Consider the following 21,128-nt stretch of genomic DNA (forward strand, 5'->3'; position numbering starts at 1 on the left):
ACGTATTCAACACCGGGTGATAGTCACGGCTACACTGGCCATAAAATGATGAATGATATTGGTATTATTCATATGAATGGTCGGATCTACGATCCAACCTTGGGTAGGTTCTTGCAGGCTGATCCGCATATTCAGGCGCCTAAGAATAGCCAGTCGTATAATAGATATAGCTATGTGTTGAATAATCCGTTGAGTTATACAGATCCTAGTGGTTTCTTCTTCAAAAAATTATTAACAATAATAGCTAAAGTACCAATCTTAAACGCAGGCATTTCAGTTGCTTTCGCCATTTATTGTCAAGCTTGTTTGGTTGCGTATAACGCTGCGTCTGCTTACGCAATTACAGGTAGTTTAAAAGCAGCTTTTATCACTGGTTTTACAACCGCAATTATGCCGGGAGGAGGAAGCGTTGGTAACGTGCTTAAGAGTAGTGTTATTGGTGGCCTGTCTTCTAAATTGCAAGGTGGAAAATTTGTGGAAGGTTTTTGGGCGGCTGGCCTTGGTGCTGCTGTGGGAGGCGCAGCGAACGGAATTAAGAGCCCAATAGCTAGAGTGTTAGTATCAGCAGTTATAGGAGGAACGGTATCAAAAGTTACTGGTGGAAAATTTGCAAATGGAGCCTATAGTGGAGCATTCGCGGCTGCTTTAACGGCAGATTGGTCTGATAAAGTTACAGATCCGAAAGTTGCTCATCATGCCAAAATGAGTGCTAAAGCTTATGATGGTCAGGTTGGTGATAGAGTTGGAGATTATGAAATCACCAAGATACACTCAGATGATACCGGGTTAAGAGCAGCCTTGTTTGTCGGTGAAAGTGGTAATCAAGTACTAGCTTATGCAGGTACTGATTTTTCAAGTTTGGCCGATTGGAAAGCCAATATATTACAAGGTCTGGGACTAGAATCTACTCAATACACCAATGCCATCGACATAGCGAAATCTTATGGTGCAATTACTTTTACAGGCCACTCTCTCGGCGGTGGCCTAGCTTCTGCCGCCGCGATCTATACTGGCGGAACTGGAGTGGTATTTAATGCCGCTGGGTTACATAACAACACAATTGGTGATTTCAGTCGAAGCCGAGGAAATCTTACTCATTACCACAGCGGGTATGATGCTGTAAGTGTTGTCAATGCCATTACTCCTACAAGTGTGCCGGGAGCACAGTTTAATTTAGGCGATGCTGGTTGGCATAACATGGGCGGTGTTTGCAGAGAATTGAGGACTTCATGTTAAATCTTATTGGTACAATATCGAGCATTTTTCTTGTTATCGGTGCGATGCTAATTGCTGATTGTAGCACTGCAAGCCAGTTCAATAACCCACAAAAAAAGTATGAACAAACGCTGGGCAATAAAGTACTTATTCATATGGATATAGAAACAATGTTTCCGTCAGGAAAGCTGCGTGATTTAGCAAAAGCTGCTGGTAAAGGTAAGATAGCAGTCATTGACGAGTTAATAAGTGAAGGGGTAGACGTTAATTCGCTCGGAGCTGAAAACGCAACCGCTCTATTTTGGTCAATGAGAAATGAGGAAGGGTTTAATCATTTATTAACCAAAGGTGCTGACCCCAACGTTGTCTTTGGTGACGGGGGAAGTGTAATGCATTGGGCTGCAAGAAATCAGAAGGATTGTAGCCTATTAGTTTCGGCTCTAAATCACGGTGGAAACCCAAACTTAAAAGCTGGTATGTTTGGTGGTTCCCCTACCTTTTCCACAATTTCAGCAGGTAAAAATTCTGGTGTTCCTAAATGTTTAAAGATACTTCTTTCTAATGAAGCAGATATAGAGTTCAGAGATGAAAGAGGTAAAACACTGTTGTTGTATTCAGCAGGGATTGCTCGATTTGATATAGCATTGTTTTTGCTGGATCAAGGAGCAGATGCAACCGTAGAAGATAACAAAGGTAAAAATATGAGTTCTATCCTCGACTCATACAAAGATGCCTTTAAACAGGGCAGTGTAACCGAATCTAATTGGTTAAAACTTAGAGAACGACTGGGTAAATTTGCAGGCTCTTAACTCTTAACTCTTAACTCTTAACTCTTAACAAATGTAGGCTAAGTAAATACTTAGCGTATACAACTTTGATTGTTTGAAACCAAACCTGCTTCGGCGGGGTTGGCATTTCTGGGAGTTAGTTTATCGCGATAGCTTCACATATAATCATTACAGAAAAATCCAATTAAGTCTGTCTCTGAATCGCACCGTTAAATTCGGAGGCGGATTTGTTTGAGTTATGCAGCCGCATCTTCGGCTAATTGTCGATAGTAGTTTTCCTCATATTCAACTGGTGGAATGTCACCGATAGGTTCAAGTAAACGTTTGTTGTTGAACCAGTCAACCCAATCTAATGTTGCAAGCTCGACTTGTTCCAACCCTTTCCAAGGGCCATCTATGTGGATGACTTCGGCTTTGAACAGACCGTTGATGGTTTCAGCTAAAGCGTTGTCATACGAATCACCAACACTGCCAACAGAAGCATTAAAGACCGCTTCTGATAAACGTTCAGAGTAGCGAATGGAAACATACTGACTGCCGCGATCACTATGATGAATAACACCTTTGGGCTTACCGCGTGCCCATAACGCTTGCTCCAGTGCGTCTAGAATCAACTGGGTTTGCATAGATTTCATCACTCGCCAGCCGACAATATTCCGTGAAAACACATCAATAACGGCGTTTTTCAAGGTAGTTGTCGCCTGAGCTGTTAAGCTGCTTCTTTTTTGTTCTCTGGATTTAACTCCACATTACCGATTTCATCCCAATTTCTGATGCTCTTTGACCAGCGGTTAGGATGCTTTTCTTGTGCTTTGCTATATAGCTCACCGCGTTTTGCCAGTATCGCTTTATCTGCACCATTGTGACGTTGCGCAGGTGTCACGAATTTGATCCGACTATGTCTGTGCTCATTGTTGTACCACTTGGCAAAGCCTTTCACCCAAGACCTTGCATCTTCAAGGCTTTTAAAGCCTTCGCTTGGCCAGCGGTGACAGTATTTAACTGTGCGAAACAGCGACTCAGAATATGGGTTGTCATTACTGACACCTGGGCGGCTATGAGAGCCAATCACGCCCAGATCAATCATTTTAGCTTGCATCGTCAGGCACTTCATTGGGCTGCCGTTATCTGAGTGCAATACGACGTCTTTCCTTACGCACTTCTCCGCCCAAAGGCTGCGCGCAAGCAATTAAGCTGCATACTCCCCAGACTCACTTTCATGGACTTCCCACCGACTATCTTACGACTGAAGATGTCGATTATCATATAGAGATAAAAGAACCGGCCAATCACTGTGGACGGGCAGTAGCTGATGTCCCAAGTCCACACTTGGTTCGGTGCTGTTGCTGTGTACCCCTTAGGTTTACTTCGGCTACCTTTAGGTTTTGCTTTACCTCGATGGGTTAGCTGGTCATTGGCCTTCAAAAAAGCTCGATTCAGACGCTAGATATTGCCCGTTATCTGCCAGCATTGGCACGATCTGGCTCGGGCCTATCTACTGTTCTCCTTTTATCAACACTGATTTCACCACATTCTTGCCAGCGCTGTAACGTACGTATCGACAAGCCAATTTCTTCACAGGCCTTCTTTTTTCTTGCGCCTGAGACAACGGCTTCATCAATCAAGGTTGCGTAATGCTGCCTATCTGCGAGTGAGGTTAATTGTCCTCGTCTTCCCCCAGTAGGCATTTAACTTTTTTCTTAGCACCAACAAGGCCGCTGTTTCTGCAAGCGCAGCATCTTTACGCTTAAGTTCTCTTTCTAATTCATTAATCCGCTTGCGATCAGCTTTTCGCTCTTGCGTTAATTGCTTACGCTGTTGGCTTTTAGTTTGGTTCCCTGCAATGCAGCTTTGCTTCCACTCTTTAACTTGTTCAGGGTAAAGGCCTTTTTCACGGCAATACTCAATTCACTTAATGATGCTGTTTCTAAAACAACTGAAAACTTTTGCTCGGGTGACCAATCATCTGAACGATTACTATCTGCCAAACTAGAAACTACTTTTAAATACTTATCTCGCCATGAATACAAAGTAGATAAGTTGATACTTTCTAGCTTTGCGAATTGACGTAATGATAAGCCACTTTCTAGCAGCTTTCTTATGCTTTTCAGGATAATGCTTCACTCATGATTACTTTACCGCTCCCTGTTTTATTTTTATGAAAAACTGAGGCGACAACTACCCTGACACAGGGGGGGTCCTTCCTCATCCACTATGCCTAATTTTTCAAATAGCCATAATGCTTTTGAATCACCCCGAAGGTTAAACTTAGTAGTGACTATGCGCTTAACCGCACCATCGAGCCATTCCCTATTTCCGCCACTATCATCGAGCATAAAATCTAGCACTACGCTACGCGCATCAAACCGGAATAGGTTTTGAAAAGGGAAGGTTAGATTTTCTATGTGAGAGATTAAGTGCTCATTGATAGAACTATAAAAATAATTCAGCAACACCATATCATCGGGAACCATGATGGCTGCATCGTTTGCCGTTGAGGTTGATGTGGTGATAGATATTTTCCCCTGCACCTTAGTTTCAGGGTGCGGTACCACTTTTTCTTTCTCGATAACTTTTGCGTCAATAGAATTGGTAGCACGTATACAGTCATAGAAAATAGACGCCAGAATATCCATAGAGCCGAGTTTATCCAATCGCTTAGCCATATACCCAAAAGTCATATTTGTGGCATGAGAATGCTCTTGGCGGCGTTGGGCTCTATATTCGCTACTATGCTGATACAAGGTATCACCAGATTGACTTTGAGAAGCATTAGCTATGCTTGAGGGCATGACCAATTGATATAAAGTGACTGGCTTACCCTTCGTGGAAGAATAAAGTTCAACAACATCTGGCTTTGAAGTCGGTTCCAAAAAGCCAAGTTCAATTAAGGTTTTAAGACGGTTGTAGCGTGTAACTTTACTAAGCTTAAGCTCCCTGTTTGTTTGGTAATCCGGATCGGTTTTCCCAACGAGCATGTCACAAGCATCGAAATAACGAATGCACCCCCCATCGTTCGTAGCGTATTCCGCTGTCAATATCGAAGTATTGAACGATTCAATAAAAAGCCTGAAGGAGGGCTTCAGTTGCTTTGCAGTGATTAGCGCGTCAACTAAATTGAAGTATTTCGCATCAAGCAAATTGTTCCGGATGAATATGACAGGGCCACTAGCCATTTATGTTCAAGTTATCTGCGTATTTAGTTTAAGAATGAGTTCAGTTTAGATCTAACGTTTGCGGAAGATCAAACCTAAAATTTTATGAAATCAGTTTTTTCTGGATCGCTTTAATAAATCCTTTCTTATTCTTTAATTCTTTTATTTTAATATTTAAAAGACCTTTATAATTGATAAGTCATTGTTTTTTATTGGATAATAATTTAACTAACTGACGTTTACCGCGATACTAAGTGATGTACAACGCGATAATTTTGGCAGTTGTACACAGTCTGACCACCAGCTACCCACAATTTATTCGTTAAATGACGTTCAAAGCGATAACTACCTGCATATTTAGTACAAACATAAGTGTATCAATGCTTGCCATGTTGCTGTGCGCATTAAGTGACGTTTACCGCGATACTCAACATTTCTGGATATCTGTCAATTTATGACATTGCAAAATTTTGAAGTTACTGAAATAGAAGCTAATTTCGTACAAATTTAAGTCAATAGCTGGGGATTTATACATTGAAAGTGGTACTTTTATCGCGGTGAACGTCACTTATAGTCGATTTTATCGCGGTAAACATCAGTTAAGCTTCAATTAGGTCTATTTTTCACCACTATTTATTAATAAATGAGTCATATATAACTGCTAAATTGTACAAATACCAATCAAGTAAGTGCCGCTCGCTAGTGCTTATTTTTTGCGGATATCATTGTTTTGATCGCCATTTTTCCAGCTTCATACTTCAGCGATAAATTCAAACCCTAAAGTGCGCCAAATCCAGATAGTGTTTTTTCGTATAATTCGTGAACAATCCGCCTGTCTTTTTTCAGTGGCCTTTTTCAATATAAAGTCCGCGTAATACGACAGTTAGAGCCACTAAAAATGAACTAACTGAATGTGTTTTTCCGTGGAAGCGGTATTAAGGACGGAATAAATAGCCGTTTTGCATTAAGAAAAACAACGGCAAATCATTAGGTTACAAACGCAGGAATGAAATAACGTTGGAACTGAGAATAAGTTGAGGGTTCGCGGTAGACATCACTTAGCTAAACACCGGAATTTTCATAAATTGAATAAAACGCGGAATGTCCCAGTTTACATCGACAATTTCGGCGCACTGTTCCGTATCTATACTTTCCACGATTTCATTGGCCACAATGGTGCAGTTAAACTCATTCATGAGCTTAGCAACGATGTCACCGTAAGATTGTTCACCATCAGCGTCATAGAAGTATCCGCCATACTTTAATACACAATGTTCGGGGCCAGAGACGCTTTTCAATATGACAAGTTCAATGGCAGGTTCAAGGGTTTTTAAGGCTATGGCGTACAACGCACACCCCCCAGCGATAAAATCTCCATCCTGGAGGTGCGCAAAGGCTTCGTTTGTTTTAGCTTTAATGGGATAATCAATACCCAGCAATTGACTTAGCGGCTTTAGCATCAGAAACACTTCGCTTGATCTATCAATTCATCGTATTTGTACGCTTTAACCAATGCCTTAATTAATTCGGGTTTTTTCTTGTACCAGTTACCAAGTGTTTGTTTAGATCGCCCGCTGTACTCATGAAGGCTCTTGAGGGTTAAGCCAAATTGACGTAAATATGTATCGAAAGCCACAATAATTACCTATGAAGTTTATAAGTTGTATTTGCAAAGTGACCATATGAATGCAAATTACAAATAAACGTCGCTTTGTTGTGCGCTCCCTTGGTCGTTGTATGTTGTGACAAGGAGGAAATTGTTATGAAAAAATTATTATGGTTATTACCGTTTTCGTTGACGGGCTGTGCTTCAAGCGTATTTACGTGGAAAGAGGTAGAAGTAGTTGGCGCAATTGAGCGCCCTTATGTTTGTTATGAAGACATTGAACGACATAAAGGCAAGCGCCGTTTGAAAGGGTATGTAGATGCCCATGGCACAAAGTACACCAGCATGGACAAAGACCAGCATTTTGAAAGGCAATATATCATTGACCATGATCCAAAATTTGGTCGATATCGTCAAAGTAGAAAGTTTGCTCCCCCAGTTGAGGTATTGAAATGCTACCCAGATGGTTATGATACGTTGGTCAAGTTCGAAGAAAATGGCGAAGTAATCGAAACAACGCTGTTACTGAAGTTTTATCGGGAACGGGGAACCATAATTAACGTTCCCCCTAGTAGCGTAGAGTAAAAGGTATAGCAGGTTGGATTTTCAATCTGCCCCCTCCCCCACTACAACAGACGGATAGATAATCGTATTCTTAAGTAGCTGGTTGTTCTCAAGTAAAACGATACCATCATCAATAACCGTGAAAGGTAATTTGGAGACGACTATGTTGATTTTTTTCTCAGTCAACGTGTAGTTTTCTAAATTAGTTATAGGTGTTGGCCCCATCATTCAATCCAATAATTCAAGCGAGTGAAGCGAGTCTATCGTGATTTTAGCGGGACAAAAGGGGGGCGGCGTTCCATTGATTCTTTTGTGAATCATCCCCCTCAGCTAGCGATAGCGTCACTGGGGGGACAAAGAGTGGAGCACAACCAAAAGTGCCCCTACTACTGATAATGTCACGTTGAGAGAACGTAACGAGGATATTATTACAGGAGACTTTACTTACTTAAAGTCTGTATCATGAAGATCGGGGGGCTTGTCTATGAACTAGGTCTTTTATGTTCGAGCTATTTAGGTAATTCTCGCGCTAATATTGCTAACGCCTTGATTAAAGTTTTACGTTCCTCACTAACATCATGGATGTACTCTTCAAGCTTTCCAGAGACAAACTTATTTTTGGACTCTCTTCTGCTTTGTCTTTCCTCTCTCAACCAACTATAAATTGTGCTTCTTGATATTTTCAGTTCTAGGGCAACATCAGATGCGTTTAGCCCTAATTCAAGAACTTTCTTTAAAGCTAACTTTTTTAATGAGTCGGGGTATCTGCTATTCAAGATTATCTCCAACGTAAAACTTAGTATTCCTAAGTATACAGTGTTTGATTAAACTTAGAGAATCTAAGTATCTTTGGTATCAACTATGAAGTCCACTTGCAAGCTTCTACTAACCCGATTCCCTCTCGACTTAAAAGTGCGAGAGTGTCACAAGGAATTTCTCAAAGAGAGCTCGGTATACGGATTGGCCTGGATGAAAGCTCCGCCAGTAGCCGAATGAATCATTATGAGAAAGGCAGACACGTGCCTGACATCCAGACTTTGAAAAAAATCGCCGACGAACTAGAAGTTCCACTGGCTTACTTTTTCTGTGAATCAGAACTATCAGCAGAGCTTAGCTGCTTGATCGAGAAGCTTAGTGATGAAGAAAAATCGAACTTAATAAACTCCCTTAAAAAGAAGTAGCTGCTATTCTCTGGCTTGATTTGTAGCATTGTCTCCCTTAATAACATCTTTAATGTGCAAAAACTAAAATGCACACTTCAAAAATACTCATTTTACACCCGAAAAATAACGTAATGTGCATGTTGCTTGGGGTATAAATCAACATCGTTTGAGCTTTTTAGTAGACGAAAACGGCGTTATTGAACACGTTTTCAATAAGTTCAAAACCAAAGAGCATCACACAGTAGTGTTAGATTACTTGGCAGATAACAAGTAACTCTTTATAAACGTATTTCGTTAGCGGTTTTATATCGATTTAACATTGACAAAAAGCTAATAAAAAAAGCGGTAGTTCACACTACCGCTTTTTTTATTTCACTGGATGTTAAATATTTACAGCTTATTCGCTTTCAGCCACCGGTAAACCGGCAGGGTTACTCGACCACGCTGTTATTACTGCTTTTACCAATGTTGCCAACGGTATGGCAAAGAAAACGCCCCAGAAGCCCCAAAGGCCACCAAATACCAGCACGGCAATAATGATGTACAGTGGGTGCAAACTTACTGCTTCAGAGAAAAGCAAAGGCACCAATAAGTTTCCATCTAATGCCTGAATAATCGAATAGGCAATAAACAAATACCAGAAATCAGGCGTTAAACCCCATTGAAACAATGCAACTATGGCAACAGGAATGGTAACCACCGCCGCGCCAATATAAGGAATTAGCACAGAAATACCTACCAATACACCAAGCAAAATGGCGTATCGCAAATCCATGAAGGCAAAGGTTACGCACGACACTAAGCTAACAATCACGATTTCTATCACTTTGCCGCGAATATAATTGGCAATCTGTGAATTCATTTCATGGCCAACTTGCGTAATCAAACGGCGCTCTCTAGGTAACAATTGAGAAATGCTTTCTAAGAAATACATTTTGTCTTTCAGCATGAAAAACACCATTAATGGTACAAGTACCGCATAAACTAACAACGCAGCCACATTGGCAATATTACTGAAAGAAGCCGATATTAAGGTCTCTCCCACACCAACAAGTTTGTCGTTTAGCCCTTCCATCATTTGATGAATTTGGTAAACCTGCACGTAGTCAGGGTATTTTTCTGGCAAGGTTAAGATCCAATCTTGGGCTTTTTGCCATATTAAAGGGGTTTCTTGAATAAGATTAATGCTTTGCCGAGTGACAATGGGCACTAACCCAATCAGCATGAAAATGACAAGGGTAATGAACCCCATTAGTACGATGCCGCAGGCAATAGCGCGCCCTACGCCAAATCTAACAAGGTGGGTAACCGGCCAATCAAGTAAATACGCCACAACGGCCGCCACTAAAACGGGCATGATAAGCTCGCCCCACAAAAGCAGTGCAGTTGTTGTAATAAGTATGAGAATAAGCAGCATGGCTGCATCAGGATCGGAAAATTTGCGTCGGTACCAGCGACCAAACACACTGATCATAAAAGCTTCCTGAGAAATGTTAAGATTAGGATACGCATCATAGTGTAAAGACTTAGCATCGGGCAATACACTTTCTATTTAAATCAATCTGGTAAGACGATTTAACAAGCAACACACGAGTCAATTGCCAAGGTTAACGATAATGACAGAGTGACACTAAAACTGGCATAAACGTACTTATCTAGGCAGAATGATAAAATTCACAATAAATAATTGAAACTGAAACGGTACTTTGATGCTCTAATACGTATTCCAGTATTGTTCAGTAAATCACAGGTACATGAAGAAAAGGTTATCTCAAAAACTCTTTGCGCTGTCTTTCCTTATTACAGCCAGTCTATCGAGTATTGCGCAAGACGCGAGTTATACGAATAAAAATGCGCTGCCTGAAATTGGTGTAGTGGCGTCTGACGCTATTTCTTTAGATAAAGAAATGATTGTTGGCGATGCCGTTATGCGTCAAATGCGTGGGCAAAGCCCGCTAATAGCCGATCCTGTTTTAGATGAATATCTACAAGATTTAGGTAACCGCTTAGTTATTCATGCCGAAAATGCCAAGTTCCCCTTTCGTTTCTTCTGGGTAAACAACGATGCGATTAACGCCTTCGCGTTCTTTGGTGGGCATATAGGTGTTCATACTGGCCTTATGCGAAGGGCAAATACTGAAAGTGAATTGGCCTCGGTATTGTCTCACGAAATTTCTCACGTTACACAAAGGCACATTGCTCGAAGCATGCAGGCACAACAACGTTCGTCGCCCTTAGCCATTGCGTCACTTATTGGTGGCGTATTAATTGCCATGGCAAACCCTCAAGCGGGTATGGCAGCAATGCAGGCTGGCCAAGCGGCCTCTGTACAAATGCAAATTGACTACACCCGTTCAAATGAACAAGAGGCTGACCGCATCGGTATTGCTATGTTGTCTCGGGCCGGGTTTGATGCCAATGGCGCTGCCGACTTCTTTTCAATTATGGCAGAAGAATATCGAAACGTTTCTCGTCCGCCAGCGCGCTTGTTAACGCACCCATTAACTGAGTCTCGTATTGCCGATGCCCGTTCACGAGCAGACGACTATCCTTCTCGCTTTGTGCCTGTAAGCAAACAGTTTGAACTGGCTAAAGCTAGGATCATGGCCAGATATTCATTCGAACCTGATTACGCCGTAGAGTATTTCACCGCACAGGTAGATAAAAAGGCTTATCGAGTAAGAGAAGCTTCGCTTTACGCCTTAGCATTGGCGTACATGCGTACCGAAGAATACGACAAAGCCCAAGAAATCATTATGGGTGAATTGTTAACCAAAGATAGCGGCAACCTGTTTTACCTAGACGCCGCAACAGATATTTACATTGCTAAAGGCGAGCCTTTGAAGGCGGTAGAAATGCTGTCACCTTTTGTAGAGAATAGCCCGCGCAATCAAGTACTGGCACTCAACCAAGCGAATGCCATGATAAGTGCAAGTCGTTACGATGATGCTATTAGCTTACTGAAAGACTTTTTATTGGTGAACGATGAATACCAAATTGCGCATCAGTTGATGTCAGAGGCGTATCAAAAAGCGAAGCGCTTTTCGCAAATGCATCAAAGTAAGGCAGAAGTGTACGCCTTGTATGGCGCTTATACTCGCGCCGTAGATGAATTACAGTATGCTTATAATTTTGCGAAAGACGACGACCATCTTCAAAAGCAGCGCATTAGGGCAAGAATAAAGCAATTTAGAGATCAAGAAGAGCGGTTACAGCGTTTATAGCGCCTGCGCCTGCAACGCCGCAATTTTGTCTTTTAAGATGTCAGCGGTTACCTCACCTAAAATCTCGGCTTGAACCTGCCCTTTCGGGCCCACAATATAAGTCGCCGGTAAATACGGCGGCTTTGTAATGGGAAGCTGGGTTTCTTCATTGGCTACAATCAAATTCAGCGTAATATCAAACTTGTTTGCCATGGCCTGTAAATCATCTTCCGGTAGCACGTCGTAATTAATCGCGAATAACAAAGTGTTTGGCGGTAGGTTTTCGCTTAAATGATGTAACTCAGGCATTTCTCTTAAACACGGCGCACACCAGGGTGCAAAGTAATTAATGATCACCCAATTACCTTCTAAATCACGCCATTTATATGTTTCGCCCTGAAGGGTTTCAAAGTCGGTTTGATGGTAATTGTAAAACCATACTCCAGCGGTTGCCGAAAGTAACATCACCAATATAATCAACAGCCCTTGCTTCACAGCGTTCGTCATTTTTAGCGTACCTTTTTGCCTTATGAACAGCGTTATTATTTATAAAAACAATATTACCAACAATATAAACAGCAACGGTGTGCAAACATGCCTTGCTGCGTATTTAATAGCAAGTATTTTCATGTATTTGGGAATGAGATTACTTTGGTATTTACGCCATATTAAACGCGTAGTTTGCACATGCAGGGTTAATTGCTTAGCATCACCTTTCATTTATGGGGCCTACACACCAATATTATTGCGCTTTTGTCACTAATAAGGCCTTAGCACCTTGAAAAATACCTTCAAACAAGCAATAGTCAGCGCCAAAATTTGGCAATGATTTAACGATGAGGCGACATTATGTCTTCGGTTACTATTTTACATAACCCGCGCTGCTCTAAAAGCCGCCAAACCTTAGCACTACTTGAAGAAAAAGGTATCTCGCCTACCGTAGTAGAATATTTAAAAACGCCACTGAGTATCGATGAACTTAACACCTTGTTCGGGCAACTTAACATAGAAAATGTGCGAGACATGATGCGTACCAAAGAAGAAGCCTATAAAGCGAATGCATTAGGTGGTGCAGATATTACCGATGAGCAGCTTTTCGCCGCTATGGTAGAACACCCTAAGTTAATTGAGCGCCCTGTGGTGATTAACAACAATACAGCCCGTATTGGAAGGCCGCCAGAGGCCGTACTGGAAATCGTATAATGGGCCCTATTTTAATTCTTTATTACAGCCGCCATGGCAGTACCAAAAGGTTAGCCGATGCTATAGCACATGGGGCAATGGCTGAACTATCAAGCATGGAAGCCAATGCTATCTCTGCATCACCGGCTACAGCTGCATCATTTGTACGACCTGAAGTAATAGTGCGCAGCGTGGCAAGCCTAAACATTAACTCGAATAGTTCAAGTGATCAGGGCTCAGGCGAAGAAAATGCAGATGCCAGTTTAAAAGAGGCAAACCCTAACGCAGCCCCCACGGTAACCTTACAAGAACTCGAGCAGTGTAGCGCGCTTGCCCTAGGAAGCCCTACGCGATTTGGTAACATGGCTGCACCAGTGAAGCATTTTTTAGACAGCACCAGCAGCCAATGGTTAAAAGGATCGTTAATTAATAAGCCTGCGTGTGTATTTACATCAAGCTCTTCCATGCATGGCGGTCAAGAATCAACGCTGCTGTCTATGATGATTCCGCTATTTCACCATGGCATGGTGATGTGCGGCCTGCCCTACAGCGAGCCTGCGCTTCATCACACGCGAAGTGGTGGTAGCCCTTACGGTGTGAGCCATGTGGCCCTAGATAATGCGGTCACACTTACCGAAGATGAAAAATCTTTATGTATTGCTCAAGGTAAACGTCTGGCAAACTTAGCCAGTGCTTTGTGGCATGCAAATAACCAGGAGACAACACATGGCGCCTAATACGCGTTTTTATCGTTATTTGGCACTGGGTTGTCATACCTTATTAATTGTGTGGATTATTGCGTGGCAGTTTTTTCTTAATAAAACGCTAACGTACTCACCAATATTTATTACGCTAGTTTATTTAGTGCCGTTACTTTTACCTTACAAAGGCGTTATACAAGGTAAGCCGTATACTCACGCTTGGGCAAATTTCGTGGTACTGTTTTATCTAATGCACGGCTGTACTGTGGCTTATGCAGTGCCTGAAGAACGCTGGTATGCAGCAATTGAAATTCTGCTTTGTGTAGGAATGTTTGTTGGCTGCAGTGCGTTTGCGCGCAAACGTGGACGTGAACTTGGCCTTGGATTGAAAAAACTTAAACAAGTTATGCAAGAAGAAAAGGCGCATTTCGAACAAGGGGAATAACAATGAAGTGGCTACTACCAATTTCACTGCTGGCATTATACGGATGCGGCGGTTCAGGAGGCGATAGCAATGTCACTACACCCACCCCATCTTCGCCACCCAGTCTAACCATTCAGGGCGCCAGCGAACTCATTGCTGGCGACTCTGCCGATTTTGCCGTTATTGCCCCATCAGGCACATCAATCACCAGCGTAAATTGGACTGTTAATGCGGTGAGTGGTGCAAGCACGGAAGCAGGCAGTATCGCTCCTCTTGCCTCTCACACCCAAGCCATAGGCTTCGATGTTACGGCGGCCGGTGAATACCTTATTTCGGTTACCGCATCGTTTTCAAGCGGCGAAACCTCTACCCACGAAACCTTAACCCACGAGCTTAGCCTTACCGTTATTGAAGATCAGCCCCCTGAAGCCATTTTACGCTTAGGTCACGAAGCCAGCGAAGGTGGCCGCGTTTCATTGCACGTAGATAACAACAGTTTAAAAACCGTAACGGACATTACCTGGGAACAGCTATCCGGGGCATCCATACCCGCATTTACCTTTGATGACGACGATTTATCCTACAACCTTTATTTTCAAGCACCCCAAGTCAGCGCAGACAGCATTGCAAAAATTCAAGCTACGCTAACTTTCGATGATGGTTCTACCTCAACCGATACCGTTCAGGTAGTGATAAAAAATATTGATATAAATTCGGATGCGTATTTCGTTGACGACTCAGGCAGTATTCCAGAAACCGTTACTTCGCACATGCTAGCGTACCGCCCGAATAGCCCCTATGCCTCTGCGTTGGAAGCTTGTGTATACAACAATGAACTAACATCAAGCTGCACCTTTGCCCAACTTCCTCTTATTGGGCAGCAAACAGAATCGCCAACAATTGATGATATTTTAGATAGAACCTATGTGTCTCACCCTTGGATGGGAGAAGCATTCGAGCAGTTCTTACAAACCTCTAACAGCAGCGAAGATTTGCTACAAATGCTAAGAGCAATCAGTGCGGTTGTGATTTCTTACGATATTCGCCCCTCGTTTTATTGGGCGGTTACCGGTGCTATTTATCTGGACGCGAATAATTTTTGGCGCAGCCCTGAAGAACGAGACACCATTAATACCCAGCCCGACTATCGTAGCGGCTTTGGTAGTGATTTAGATTTTTCTATTTTTTGGCGATATGTGAAAGACGCTGAATACTACTACCCACAAACTGGCTTGGCAGCGTCAACAAGGTCAACCCGTACACAACAAGGTGTCGATGCCGCACTAACATGGTTGATGTACCACGAACTCGCCCATGCGAATGATTTCTTCGACTACACAACTTGGTCGACCTTATCTAACAGTAATACACCTTTAAACTACGTTAACAACAACACGCCTTTATCTACAGGCCTTGAAAACACCTTGCCACTGACTTCATCTCAACTGCATGCGCTGGCGCAGGTACGCTACGGCGGCGATGAAGCCAACAGTACACAGCGCGCTTATTCAGCGGCTCAAGTAGCCAATTGGTTTGCAAGCGACGGCGCAGTGACCTTTTATTCCTATTATACCGAAAGAGAAGACTTTGCTAATTTGGTCGAGCGTTTCATGATGCTTCATCGTATGGGCGCCAGTGCCGATGTGGGTATATTTTCGGGTGATGCAGTAGACGATGGTTCTTATAATGTCACTTGGGGGCAACGAGATCGTATAAACGATGACAACCTTCAATTACGAGCAGATTATGCGGTTAGCCGCGTATTACCCGAACTCGACATTCCGGCTATTCAAGCTGCAATGCCAACACCGACTTTATTTCCTGCCGGAAGCACGTGGTTTAATACGGTGGATTTAGACAATGACGGTAGTGTTGAGCTAACAAGCGATGAAAAGAATGCGATTATAAAAGCACAAGAGAAGCTTGAAGAGCGTCAATATTAGGAAGAGAAACCCGGTACTGATATTACCGCAGAGCGATAGCGGCAGGAATAAAGCTGTGCTAATTAAAGCCCGAGTTCTCGCTTAACCATCGCCACCGAGAGCTTTTTTTGTTCCTGCAATGAACGGGTATCAAGCCTTGCTAGTAAGCTTAACAAGCTACGTAAATCTCGGTCGCTGTGGTGCAGCAAAAACTGCAATGCCTGTTCTGACAACCGCAATCCGCGTTGATTAGCACGCAATCGAACCACTTCCTTACGCGATTCATCATTAAGCGCCGTTAAATGATAAATTACGCCCCACGCAAGCCTAGAACTTAAATCGGGTAATTGAAATGCGGGATGTGACGGTCCATGCTGACTGCTACCAACAATGAGTGCGTGAGGGTTTTCTATCACCCGATTGAAAAGGTCGAATAAGGCTTCTTCCCATCGCGGATGACCAGCAATGGCATGTATATTATCTAAACAGATAACCGAAAGGTTTTCTAACCCATCAAAAATATCAAAAGACCACTGGGCATGGCCATTTAAATTCAGATAAAGGTGATTCACGTTTTGCTGCGCCAGTTGATGACACAAGGCATACAGTAAATGGCTTTTACCTAACCCCTGCCCACCTAAAAGGGTAACCAATGGCAGATGTAGTGCAGAAAGCGATGCCAACGACGGCGCATCCTGCCATGCAGGCATAGCACTTGGAATACCCTTAAGTAACGCCACCACTTCTTGGTTTCCTGTATCAATAAAACTGTCAAAGGTTTCATCTGTGGGTAGCGTTACAGGGAGAGTTAGCTGCATAGCAAGGGGGTCATTCATTCCAGTAAAAAGTATATCCTTCTACAACTTGACCGAAGGAATCTGTTACAGGCCGCAGTTTAGATTCAAGCCTTACCGTATTGAGTAAATCTTCCGGGGTACCAAGCAAGGTTAAGTTGTACGTGGCTACGGAACCGGTTTGGCCGGTTAACATGGCTTCTTCTATCACGCTTAAGCTTTTCAAATACGCATTAGCATTAGCGTATTTTTTCAATGAGTCTACGTTGGCAACCGACACAGAGATTTGCACTCTTTCTGCGTCTACCGCACCGGGTATCACTGCATATTGTGAAGATAGATAGTTGGCATAAGCATCAACCAATTGCTGCGTGAGAGAGGTGGGTTCATCGGCGAAAATAGACCCGTAGCTTACTTTGCCATTGCCCACAAACACCCAATCAAGCGCATACTCTCCCTCTTGCGCTTTTTGTGCGTATTGGGTGAATTCGTCCATCGTGAAAGGCGGCAATGCTTGCACTTCATTCACCATCGCAGTTGATACTTCATCGCCTACAAGGCTTGCTTGTTGTTCTTCGTTTGCCTGCAGATTCACGCCATCAACTTCATCTAAATCGAGTTGACCACTTAGTGGTTGCTCTGTGCCTGCACGCGCATTTTGGTTTTCATTATCAGCGTAGCTATTATCTTCGTAATTAGTATCTTGGTAAACACCACCTTCACCAGTTCCAGACGAAGCAGGCAACCCTTCAGGGATAGACGGCATCTCGCCAGGGGTATTTTTATATAGGCGAGCGCCAATAATATTATCAACACCATAACGCTGCGATGATGCTGTTAAAGACTGAACAAACCTACCCCACACATCGTAAATTGAAATACTGGCTGAATCGGTTAAATCCATTAGCGGTAAGCTTACCGGCACACCGCGGGTTTTCGCGGTGTGAACCAACATTTCCCCTACAGGCGTTGGTGTACTTTCATCTAAAATGATGCGTTCGTTATCGTCGGTTTCTGTGGCCAACCACACAATAGTTTCTGGTCTACGTTCGCCCCACAAAGGCAGGCCTTCACGTTTCATCAGCTCAGTCAGCTTAGTTTTATCAAACTCAGCGACATAATAGGTTTCGTTGCCTGAATAGGAAAAACGGTACGAGCGAAGGTACGCTTCAGGCGTTCTAAGTGCGGCCCTTACGCCAGGGTTCTGCAACACCTCGGTATTTCCTGATACCTTCACCATTACTTGAGTTAGGGCTTTTTTTACTGCGTTGGCTTGTGTTTTTTGACTCTGATCACTAACAGGTATCTGTGCTTCATTAACCACCACGTGCTGCGTAGCATGGGCACTCATTGTGCACACCGCTATTGCCACCCCTACACCGCGAATTAATTGTTGCTGAAACATACGCCTAATTTTCCTGTTCCGATAAGAAATCAATTTCTTCACTACTCCACTACAACGTCAAAAGATCGTTGCCCGCTATTCTCTGTCATATTCATGTTTATTTCATCTATAAATATAAAAAACGAAGTTTGAAGCCGCTAAAAAAGGTAATTCATACTCAAATTACACTTTTTTCACATGATCTGACCCTTATCCGCCTTAGTCAATTGGACTTGTGGTGACTTACTGGTAGAATCCGCGTTTTTCTACCTCTTACTCTTAGTTCTAGGGCGCAAACGTGAGCGAAAATAAAACCTCTCTTAGTTATAAAGATGCTGGTGTCGATATTGATGCGGGAAACCAACTTGTCGACCGTATTAAATCCGTTACTAAAAGGACTCACCGTCCGGAAGTAAAAGGAAACCTTGGTGGGTTTGGCGCATTATGTTCGCTTCCAACAAAATATAAGAACCCGTTGCTGGTTTCTGGAACCGATGGTGTAGGCACTAAGCTTCGTGTTGCTATGGATGCAAACCGTCACGATGGTGTGGGTATCGACTTGGTTGCTATGTGCGTTAATGACCTTATTGTACAAGGCGCAGAGCCGTTGTTTTTCTTAGATTATTACGCAACTGGCAAGCTGGATGTTGATGTTGCTGCATCGGTAGTAACCGGTATTGGTAATGGTTGTGAGCAAGCGGGTTGTGCCCTAATTGGTGGTGAAACCGCAGAAATGCCGGGAATGTACCATGGCGGCGATTACGACATTGCAGGTTTCTGCGTAGGCGTAGTTGAAGCCGAAAAGGTTATTGACGGCACTAAAGTGAAGCCTGGCCAGAAACTTATCGCACTAGGGTCGTCAGGTCCTCACTCTAACGGTTACTCACTGGTACGTAAGATTTTAGAAGTGAGCAACGCCGACGTAAATCAAGATTTAGACGGCAAACCGCTTATCGAGCATTTACTTGAGCCTACCCGTATTTATGTAAAATCTGTATTGGCATTGCTTGAGAAAGTGGAAGTTAGCGCCATTTCACACATTACTGGCGGCGGCTTTTGGGAAAACATCCCTCGCGTATTACCTGATGATGCAAAAGTGGTTATTGACGAGAAAAGTTGGCAGTGGCCTTCAGTATTTAGCTGGCTACAAGAGAACGGCAACGTTACTCGTCATGAAATGTACCGTACGTTCAACTGTGGTGTGGGCTTAGTTATTGTTATTAATGAAGCTGATGTAGATACCACTATTGCAACCTTGAAAGAGCACGGTGAAAACGCCTGGTTAATTGGTGACATTCAAGCCAAAGACGGTCAGCAGCAAGTTGAGATAAACGCGTGAGCACTCCATCAACCAGACTTTGCGTTTTAATTTCAGGTAACGGCAGTAACTTACAAGCCATTATTGATAACATCAGCGCTGAAAAGCTCGATGCTGAAATATGTGGTGTTATTAGTAACCGCCCTAATGCGTACGGTTTAACCCGTGCGCAAGAAGCCGGTATTACCGCAATTAGCCTAGACCACATGCAGCATGACAGTCGGGAAAGCTACGACAAGACATTGCAAGCTGAAATTGAATCATTAAATCCAGACTATATTGTACTTGCGGGCTTCATGCGTATCCTAACGCCTGAGTTTGTAAATACTTTTTCTGGAAAATTAGTGAACATTCATCCCTCTTTGTTGCCCAAATACAAAGGATTGAATACGCATCAGCAAGCCATTGATAATGGCGACGAAGAACACGGCGTTAGCGTGCACTTTGTTACGCCTGAGTTAGATGGCGGCCCAGTCATCATTCAAAGCCGCGTGCCGGTTTTCGAAGATGACACTGCGGTAGACTTAGCAGATCGTGTTCAAGAACAGGAGCGTCGCATATACCCATTAGTGCTTTCTTGGTTCAGTGCGGGGCGACTTAAGATGGTAAATAATAAGGCTATCCTAGATGAGCAAGAACTCCCAGAATCGGGTTATGCAAACGAGTAAACGCAGCTATGTAGCAGCGTTTCTTTTGGCTTTTGTGGGCGCTAGCGCCCACGCAGCCGATACAACAGAGAGTAAACTTCAACCCTACGAGGCAGTTTATACGGCTTACAAATGGGGCGATGATGTGGGCGAAGCTCGCATTAAACTTGAAGCGTTAAGCAATACACAATATTCCCTCACTTACTCTTCCAAAGTGTCAAAATTCTTTTTATCTGACAAACGCTACGAGCACTCTATTTTTAAAGTAGAAGACAGTACCGTATTACCTATTGAGTATCATTATACTCGCACAGGTACAGGGCCAGATAAAAAGCTCACCGTTAATTTCAACACCGATAACGGCGGCAAAATAGCGGTTGAGAATGGCGAAGAATTTGTTTGGAACGGCCAGTTCGACAACCAAATTTACCGCGTAGACTTGGCAAACCAATTAGCCTCTGGCGAAACTAACCTAACCTACGACTTTGTTAACTATCGTGGTGAATTACGTACTTACGGTGTAGAAGTGGTGGCTAACGAAAGCCTGTCATTACCTTACGGTGAATTCGACACGGTGAAAGTAAAACTTATTCGCGACTCTAAAACCCGTGAAACCTTTGCGTGGTTTGCTCCATCATTAAACTATACCTTGGTGCGTTTGCAGCAATTTAAAGATGGTGAAGAACAAGGCGATATTAAATTGAAGTCTTACGCCACTCAGTAAACGTTGCTTGCACTGTTTGTAGGTGGGGACATCATCGATGGATGAGCCCCACCTGTTTTCTCTTCTCTCTTTTCTCTTCTCTCTTTTCTCTTCTCTCTTTTCTCTTTTCTCTTTTCTCTTTTCTCTTTTCTCTACAAATCTTTATCATGCCACGTGGTTGACAACAAGTTAGCTTGGCTAACCCATATATACCGCAGTTTAACTTGCACTATAACCATTACTTTTAATGCAAAATTCATGTAAAAATCTTGATCTTTGAGCCATTAAATAATAGGTTTAACCCATGCTGGTCTGACCTCAATTTGATAGTTGCGCACAATCATGCGTAATGAACCAAA

At 43.0% G+C, this 21,128-nt stretch carries 22 protein-coding genes and 3 pseudogenes; 13 read left to right on the forward strand and 12 right to left on the reverse strand.

What is annotated here, in order from left to right; all coding sequences use genetic code 11:
* Both JKP82_RS11855 and JKP82_RS11860 read left to right on the forward strand, forming a co-directional pair.
* Positions 1-1,236 (forward strand): RHS repeat-associated core domain-containing protein (locus JKP82_RS11855; protein WP_218397149.1); only part of this gene is annotated, 1,236 nt, incomplete at its 5' end.
* Positions 1,230-2,024, forward strand: a complete 795-nt coding sequence (locus JKP82_RS11860) for an ankyrin repeat domain-containing protein (protein ID WP_218397151.1) — start codon at positions 1,230-1,232, stop codon at positions 2,022-2,024. The genes JKP82_RS11855 and JKP82_RS11860, both read left to right, overlap by 7 nt.
* Positions 2,025-2,239: 215 nt before the next feature.
* On the opposite strand, the pseudogene JKP82_RS11865 reads toward JKP82_RS11860, so the two are convergent.
* The 7 genes and pseudogenes from JKP82_RS11865 to JKP82_RS11880 form a co-directional block, all read right to left on the reverse strand.
* Positions 2,240-2,680 (reverse strand): annotated as a pseudogene (locus tag JKP82_RS11865) (DDE-type integrase/transposase/recombinase); the annotation flags it as partial.
* Between the two features lie 32 nt (positions 2,681-2,712).
* A pseudogene (locus JKP82_RS21055) lies at positions 2,713-3,027 on the reverse strand (integrase core domain-containing protein); the annotation flags it as partial.
* 128 nt (positions 3,028-3,155) lie between these two features.
* Positions 3,156-3,332, reverse strand: a complete 177-nt coding sequence (locus JKP82_RS21060; RefSeq protein WP_373996602.1) for a hypothetical protein — start codon at positions 3,330-3,332, stop codon at positions 3,156-3,158.
* A gap of 128 nt (positions 3,333-3,460) precedes the next feature.
* Entirely contained in the window at positions 3,461-3,691 is a 231-nt protein-coding gene (locus tag JKP82_RS21065) for a hypothetical protein (protein ID WP_373996599.1), read from the reverse strand.
* A gap of 114 nt (positions 3,692-3,805) precedes the next feature.
* Entirely contained in the window at positions 3,806-3,991 is a 186-nt protein-coding gene (locus tag JKP82_RS21070) for a hypothetical protein (protein WP_373996600.1), read from the reverse strand.
* Between the two features lie 168 nt (positions 3,992-4,159).
* Positions 4,160-5,179 (reverse strand): hypothetical protein, encoded by a 1,020-nt coding sequence (locus JKP82_RS11875; RefSeq protein ID WP_218397153.1) that lies wholly within the window; start codon positions 5,177-5,179, stop codon positions 4,160-4,162.
* A 1,037-nt stretch (positions 5,180-6,216) separates the two neighbouring features.
* Positions 6,217-6,618: a hypothetical protein gene (locus tag JKP82_RS11880; RefSeq protein ID WP_218397154.1), complete on the reverse strand. Its 402-nt coding sequence runs from the start codon at positions 6,616-6,618 to the stop codon at positions 6,217-6,219.
* Between the two features lie 302 nt (positions 6,619-6,920).
* On the opposite strand from JKP82_RS11880, the gene JKP82_RS11885 reads away from it, so the two are divergent.
* Entirely contained in the window at positions 6,921-7,349 is a 429-nt protein-coding gene (locus tag JKP82_RS11885) for a hypothetical protein (RefSeq protein ID WP_218397156.1), read from the forward strand.
* A gap of 488 nt (positions 7,350-7,837) precedes the next feature.
* Here JKP82_RS11885 and JKP82_RS11890 read toward each other — a convergent pair whose 3' ends face one another.
* Positions 7,838-8,104, reverse strand: a complete 267-nt coding sequence (locus tag JKP82_RS11890; protein WP_159530546.1) for a transposase — start codon at positions 8,102-8,104, stop codon at positions 7,838-7,840.
* Positions 8,105-8,200: 96 nt separating this feature from the next.
* On the opposite strand from JKP82_RS11890, the gene JKP82_RS11895 reads away from it, so the two are divergent.
* Together JKP82_RS11895 and JKP82_RS20865 are read left to right on the forward strand one after the other, a co-directional pair.
* On the forward strand, positions 8,201-8,509 hold the full coding sequence (locus JKP82_RS11895) for a helix-turn-helix domain-containing protein (RefSeq protein ID WP_201299253.1): 309 nt from the start codon (positions 8,201-8,203) through the stop codon (positions 8,507-8,509).
* Positions 8,510-8,651: 142 nt separating this feature from the next.
* Positions 8,652-8,765, forward strand: a pseudogene (locus JKP82_RS20865) (thioredoxin-dependent thiol peroxidase); the annotation flags it as partial.
* Positions 8,766-8,888: 123 nt separating this feature from the next.
* Here the strand turns inward: JKP82_RS20865 and JKP82_RS11900 are convergent.
* Positions 8,889-9,965, reverse strand: a complete 1,077-nt coding sequence (locus tag JKP82_RS11900; protein WP_159530548.1) for an AI-2E family transporter — start codon at positions 9,963-9,965, stop codon at positions 8,889-8,891.
* Positions 9,966-10,245: 280 nt separating this feature from the next.
* On the opposite strand from JKP82_RS11900, the gene bepA reads away from it, so the two are divergent.
* The gene (gene bepA / locus JKP82_RS11905) at positions 10,246-11,715 is read left to right on the forward strand and encodes a beta-barrel assembly-enhancing protease (RefSeq protein ID WP_159530550.1); all 1,470 of its coding nucleotides are present in this window, start codon (positions 10,246-10,248) and stop codon (positions 11,713-11,715) included.
* Here bepA and JKP82_RS11910 read toward each other — a convergent pair.
* On the reverse strand, positions 11,710-12,201 hold the full coding sequence (locus JKP82_RS11910; RefSeq protein ID WP_218397158.1) for a TlpA family protein disulfide reductase: 492 nt from the start codon (positions 12,199-12,201) through the stop codon (positions 11,710-11,712). The genes bepA and JKP82_RS11910 overlap by 6 nt on opposite strands.
* A 342-nt stretch (positions 12,202-12,543) precedes the next feature.
* Between JKP82_RS11910 and arsC the strand changes: the two genes are divergently transcribed.
* From arsC to JKP82_RS11930, 4 genes are read left to right on the forward strand one after another with little or no spacing between them, the layout of a single operon-like run.
* Complete coding sequence (gene arsC, locus JKP82_RS11915; protein ID WP_159530553.1) at positions 12,544-12,897, forward strand: arsenate reductase (glutaredoxin); 354 nt, start codon at positions 12,544-12,546, stop codon at positions 12,895-12,897.
* On the forward strand, positions 12,897-13,613 hold the full coding sequence (locus JKP82_RS11920; RefSeq protein WP_159530555.1) for an NAD(P)H-dependent oxidoreductase: 717 nt from the start codon (positions 12,897-12,899) through the stop codon (positions 13,611-13,613). The genes arsC and JKP82_RS11920 overlap by 1 nt, the downstream gene beginning before the upstream one ends.
* Complete coding sequence (locus JKP82_RS11925) at positions 13,603-14,022, forward strand: DUF2069 domain-containing protein (RefSeq protein ID WP_013784241.1); 420 nt, start codon at positions 13,603-13,605, stop codon at positions 14,020-14,022. The genes JKP82_RS11920 and JKP82_RS11925 overlap by 11 nt, the downstream gene beginning before the upstream one ends.
* Before the next feature lie 2 nt (positions 14,023-14,024).
* Positions 14,025-15,944 carry a hypothetical protein gene (locus JKP82_RS11930; protein WP_218397160.1) on the forward strand — a complete coding sequence of 640 codons (1,920 nt, stop codon included), beginning with the start codon at positions 14,025-14,027 and terminating at the stop codon, positions 15,942-15,944.
* A 62-nt stretch (positions 15,945-16,006) separates the two neighbouring features.
* Here the strand turns inward: JKP82_RS11930 and hda are convergent, their stop codons facing one another.
* The gene (hda, locus tag JKP82_RS11935) at positions 16,007-16,741 is read right to left on the reverse strand and encodes a DnaA regulatory inactivator Hda (protein WP_159534520.1); all 735 of its coding nucleotides are present in this window, start codon (positions 16,739-16,741) and stop codon (positions 16,007-16,009) included.
* 10 nt (positions 16,742-16,751) lie between these two features.
* Complete coding sequence (locus JKP82_RS11940) at positions 16,752-18,122, reverse strand: DUF2066 domain-containing protein (RefSeq protein ID WP_159530559.1); 1,371 nt, start codon at positions 18,120-18,122, stop codon at positions 16,752-16,754.
* Between the two features lie 277 nt (positions 18,123-18,399).
* On the opposite strand from JKP82_RS11940, the gene purM reads away from it, so the two are divergent.
* The 3 genes from purM to JKP82_RS11955 are packed head-to-tail and all read left to right on the forward strand — an operon-like array spanning position 18,400 to position 20,790.
* The gene (gene purM / locus JKP82_RS11945; protein ID WP_218397162.1) at positions 18,400-19,440 is read left to right on the forward strand and encodes a phosphoribosylformylglycinamidine cyclo-ligase; all 1,041 of its coding nucleotides are present in this window, start codon (positions 18,400-18,402) and stop codon (positions 19,438-19,440) included.
* Complete coding sequence (purN, locus tag JKP82_RS11950) at positions 19,437-20,087, forward strand: phosphoribosylglycinamide formyltransferase (protein ID WP_159530562.1); 651 nt, start codon at positions 19,437-19,439, stop codon at positions 20,085-20,087. Before purM ends, purN begins: the two co-directional genes overlap by 4 nt.
* Positions 20,047-20,790, forward strand: a complete 744-nt coding sequence (locus JKP82_RS11955; RefSeq protein ID WP_201299254.1) for a DUF3108 domain-containing protein — start codon at positions 20,047-20,049, stop codon at positions 20,788-20,790. Before purN ends, JKP82_RS11955 begins: the two co-directional genes overlap by 41 nt.
* Positions 20,791-21,128 lie beyond the last annotated feature (338 nt).

Source organism: Alteromonas lipotrueae (assembly GCF_019249215.1).
Classification (GTDB): domain Bacteria; phylum Pseudomonadota; class Gammaproteobacteria; order Enterobacterales; family Alteromonadaceae; genus Alteromonas; species Alteromonas lipotrueae.

Bases quoted from the DNA above. Each gene is read 5' to 3' on its own strand.
- JKP82_RS11860 (WP_218397151.1), top strand. From the start codon at position 1,230: ATGTTAAATCTTATTGGTACAATATCGAGCATTTTTCTTGTTATCGGT.
- JKP82_RS21065 (WP_373996599.1), bottom strand. From the start codon at position 3,691: ATGCCTACTGGGGGAAGACGAGGACAATTAACCTCACTCGCAGATAGG.
- JKP82_RS11875 (WP_218397153.1), bottom strand. From the start codon at position 5,179: ATGGCTAGTGGCCCTGTCATATTCATCCGGAACAATTTGCTTGATGCG.
- JKP82_RS11880 (WP_218397154.1), bottom strand. From the start codon at position 6,618: ATGCTAAAGCCGCTAAGTCAATTGCTGGGTATTGATTATCCCATTAAA.
- JKP82_RS11885 (WP_218397156.1), top strand. From the start codon at position 6,921: ATGAAAAAATTATTATGGTTATTACCGTTTTCGTTGACGGGCTGTGCT.
- JKP82_RS11900 (WP_159530548.1), bottom strand. From the start codon at position 9,965: ATGATCAGTGTGTTTGGTCGCTGGTACCGACGCAAATTTTCCGATCCT.
- bepA (WP_159530550.1), top strand. From the start codon at position 10,246: ATGAAGAAAAGGTTATCTCAAAAACTCTTTGCGCTGTCTTTCCTTATT.
- JKP82_RS11910 (WP_218397158.1), bottom strand. From the start codon at position 12,201: ATGACGAACGCTGTGAAGCAAGGGCTGTTGATTATATTGGTGATGTTA.
- arsC (WP_159530553.1), top strand. From the start codon at position 12,544: ATGTCTTCGGTTACTATTTTACATAACCCGCGCTGCTCTAAAAGCCGC.
- JKP82_RS11920 (WP_159530555.1), top strand. From the start codon at position 12,897: ATGGGCCCTATTTTAATTCTTTATTACAGCCGCCATGGCAGTACCAAA.
- JKP82_RS11925 (WP_013784241.1), top strand. From the start codon at position 13,603: ATGGCGCCTAATACGCGTTTTTATCGTTATTTGGCACTGGGTTGTCAT.
- JKP82_RS11930 (WP_218397160.1), top strand. From the start codon at position 14,025: ATGAAGTGGCTACTACCAATTTCACTGCTGGCATTATACGGATGCGGC.
- hda (WP_159534520.1), bottom strand. From the start codon at position 16,741: ATGCAGCTAACTCTCCCTGTAACGCTACCCACAGATGAAACCTTTGAC.
- JKP82_RS11940 (WP_159530559.1), bottom strand. From the start codon at position 18,122: ATGTTTCAGCAACAATTAATTCGCGGTGTAGGGGTGGCAATAGCGGTG.
- JKP82_RS11955 (WP_201299254.1), top strand. From the start codon at position 20,047: ATGAGCAAGAACTCCCAGAATCGGGTTATGCAAACGAGTAAACGCAGC.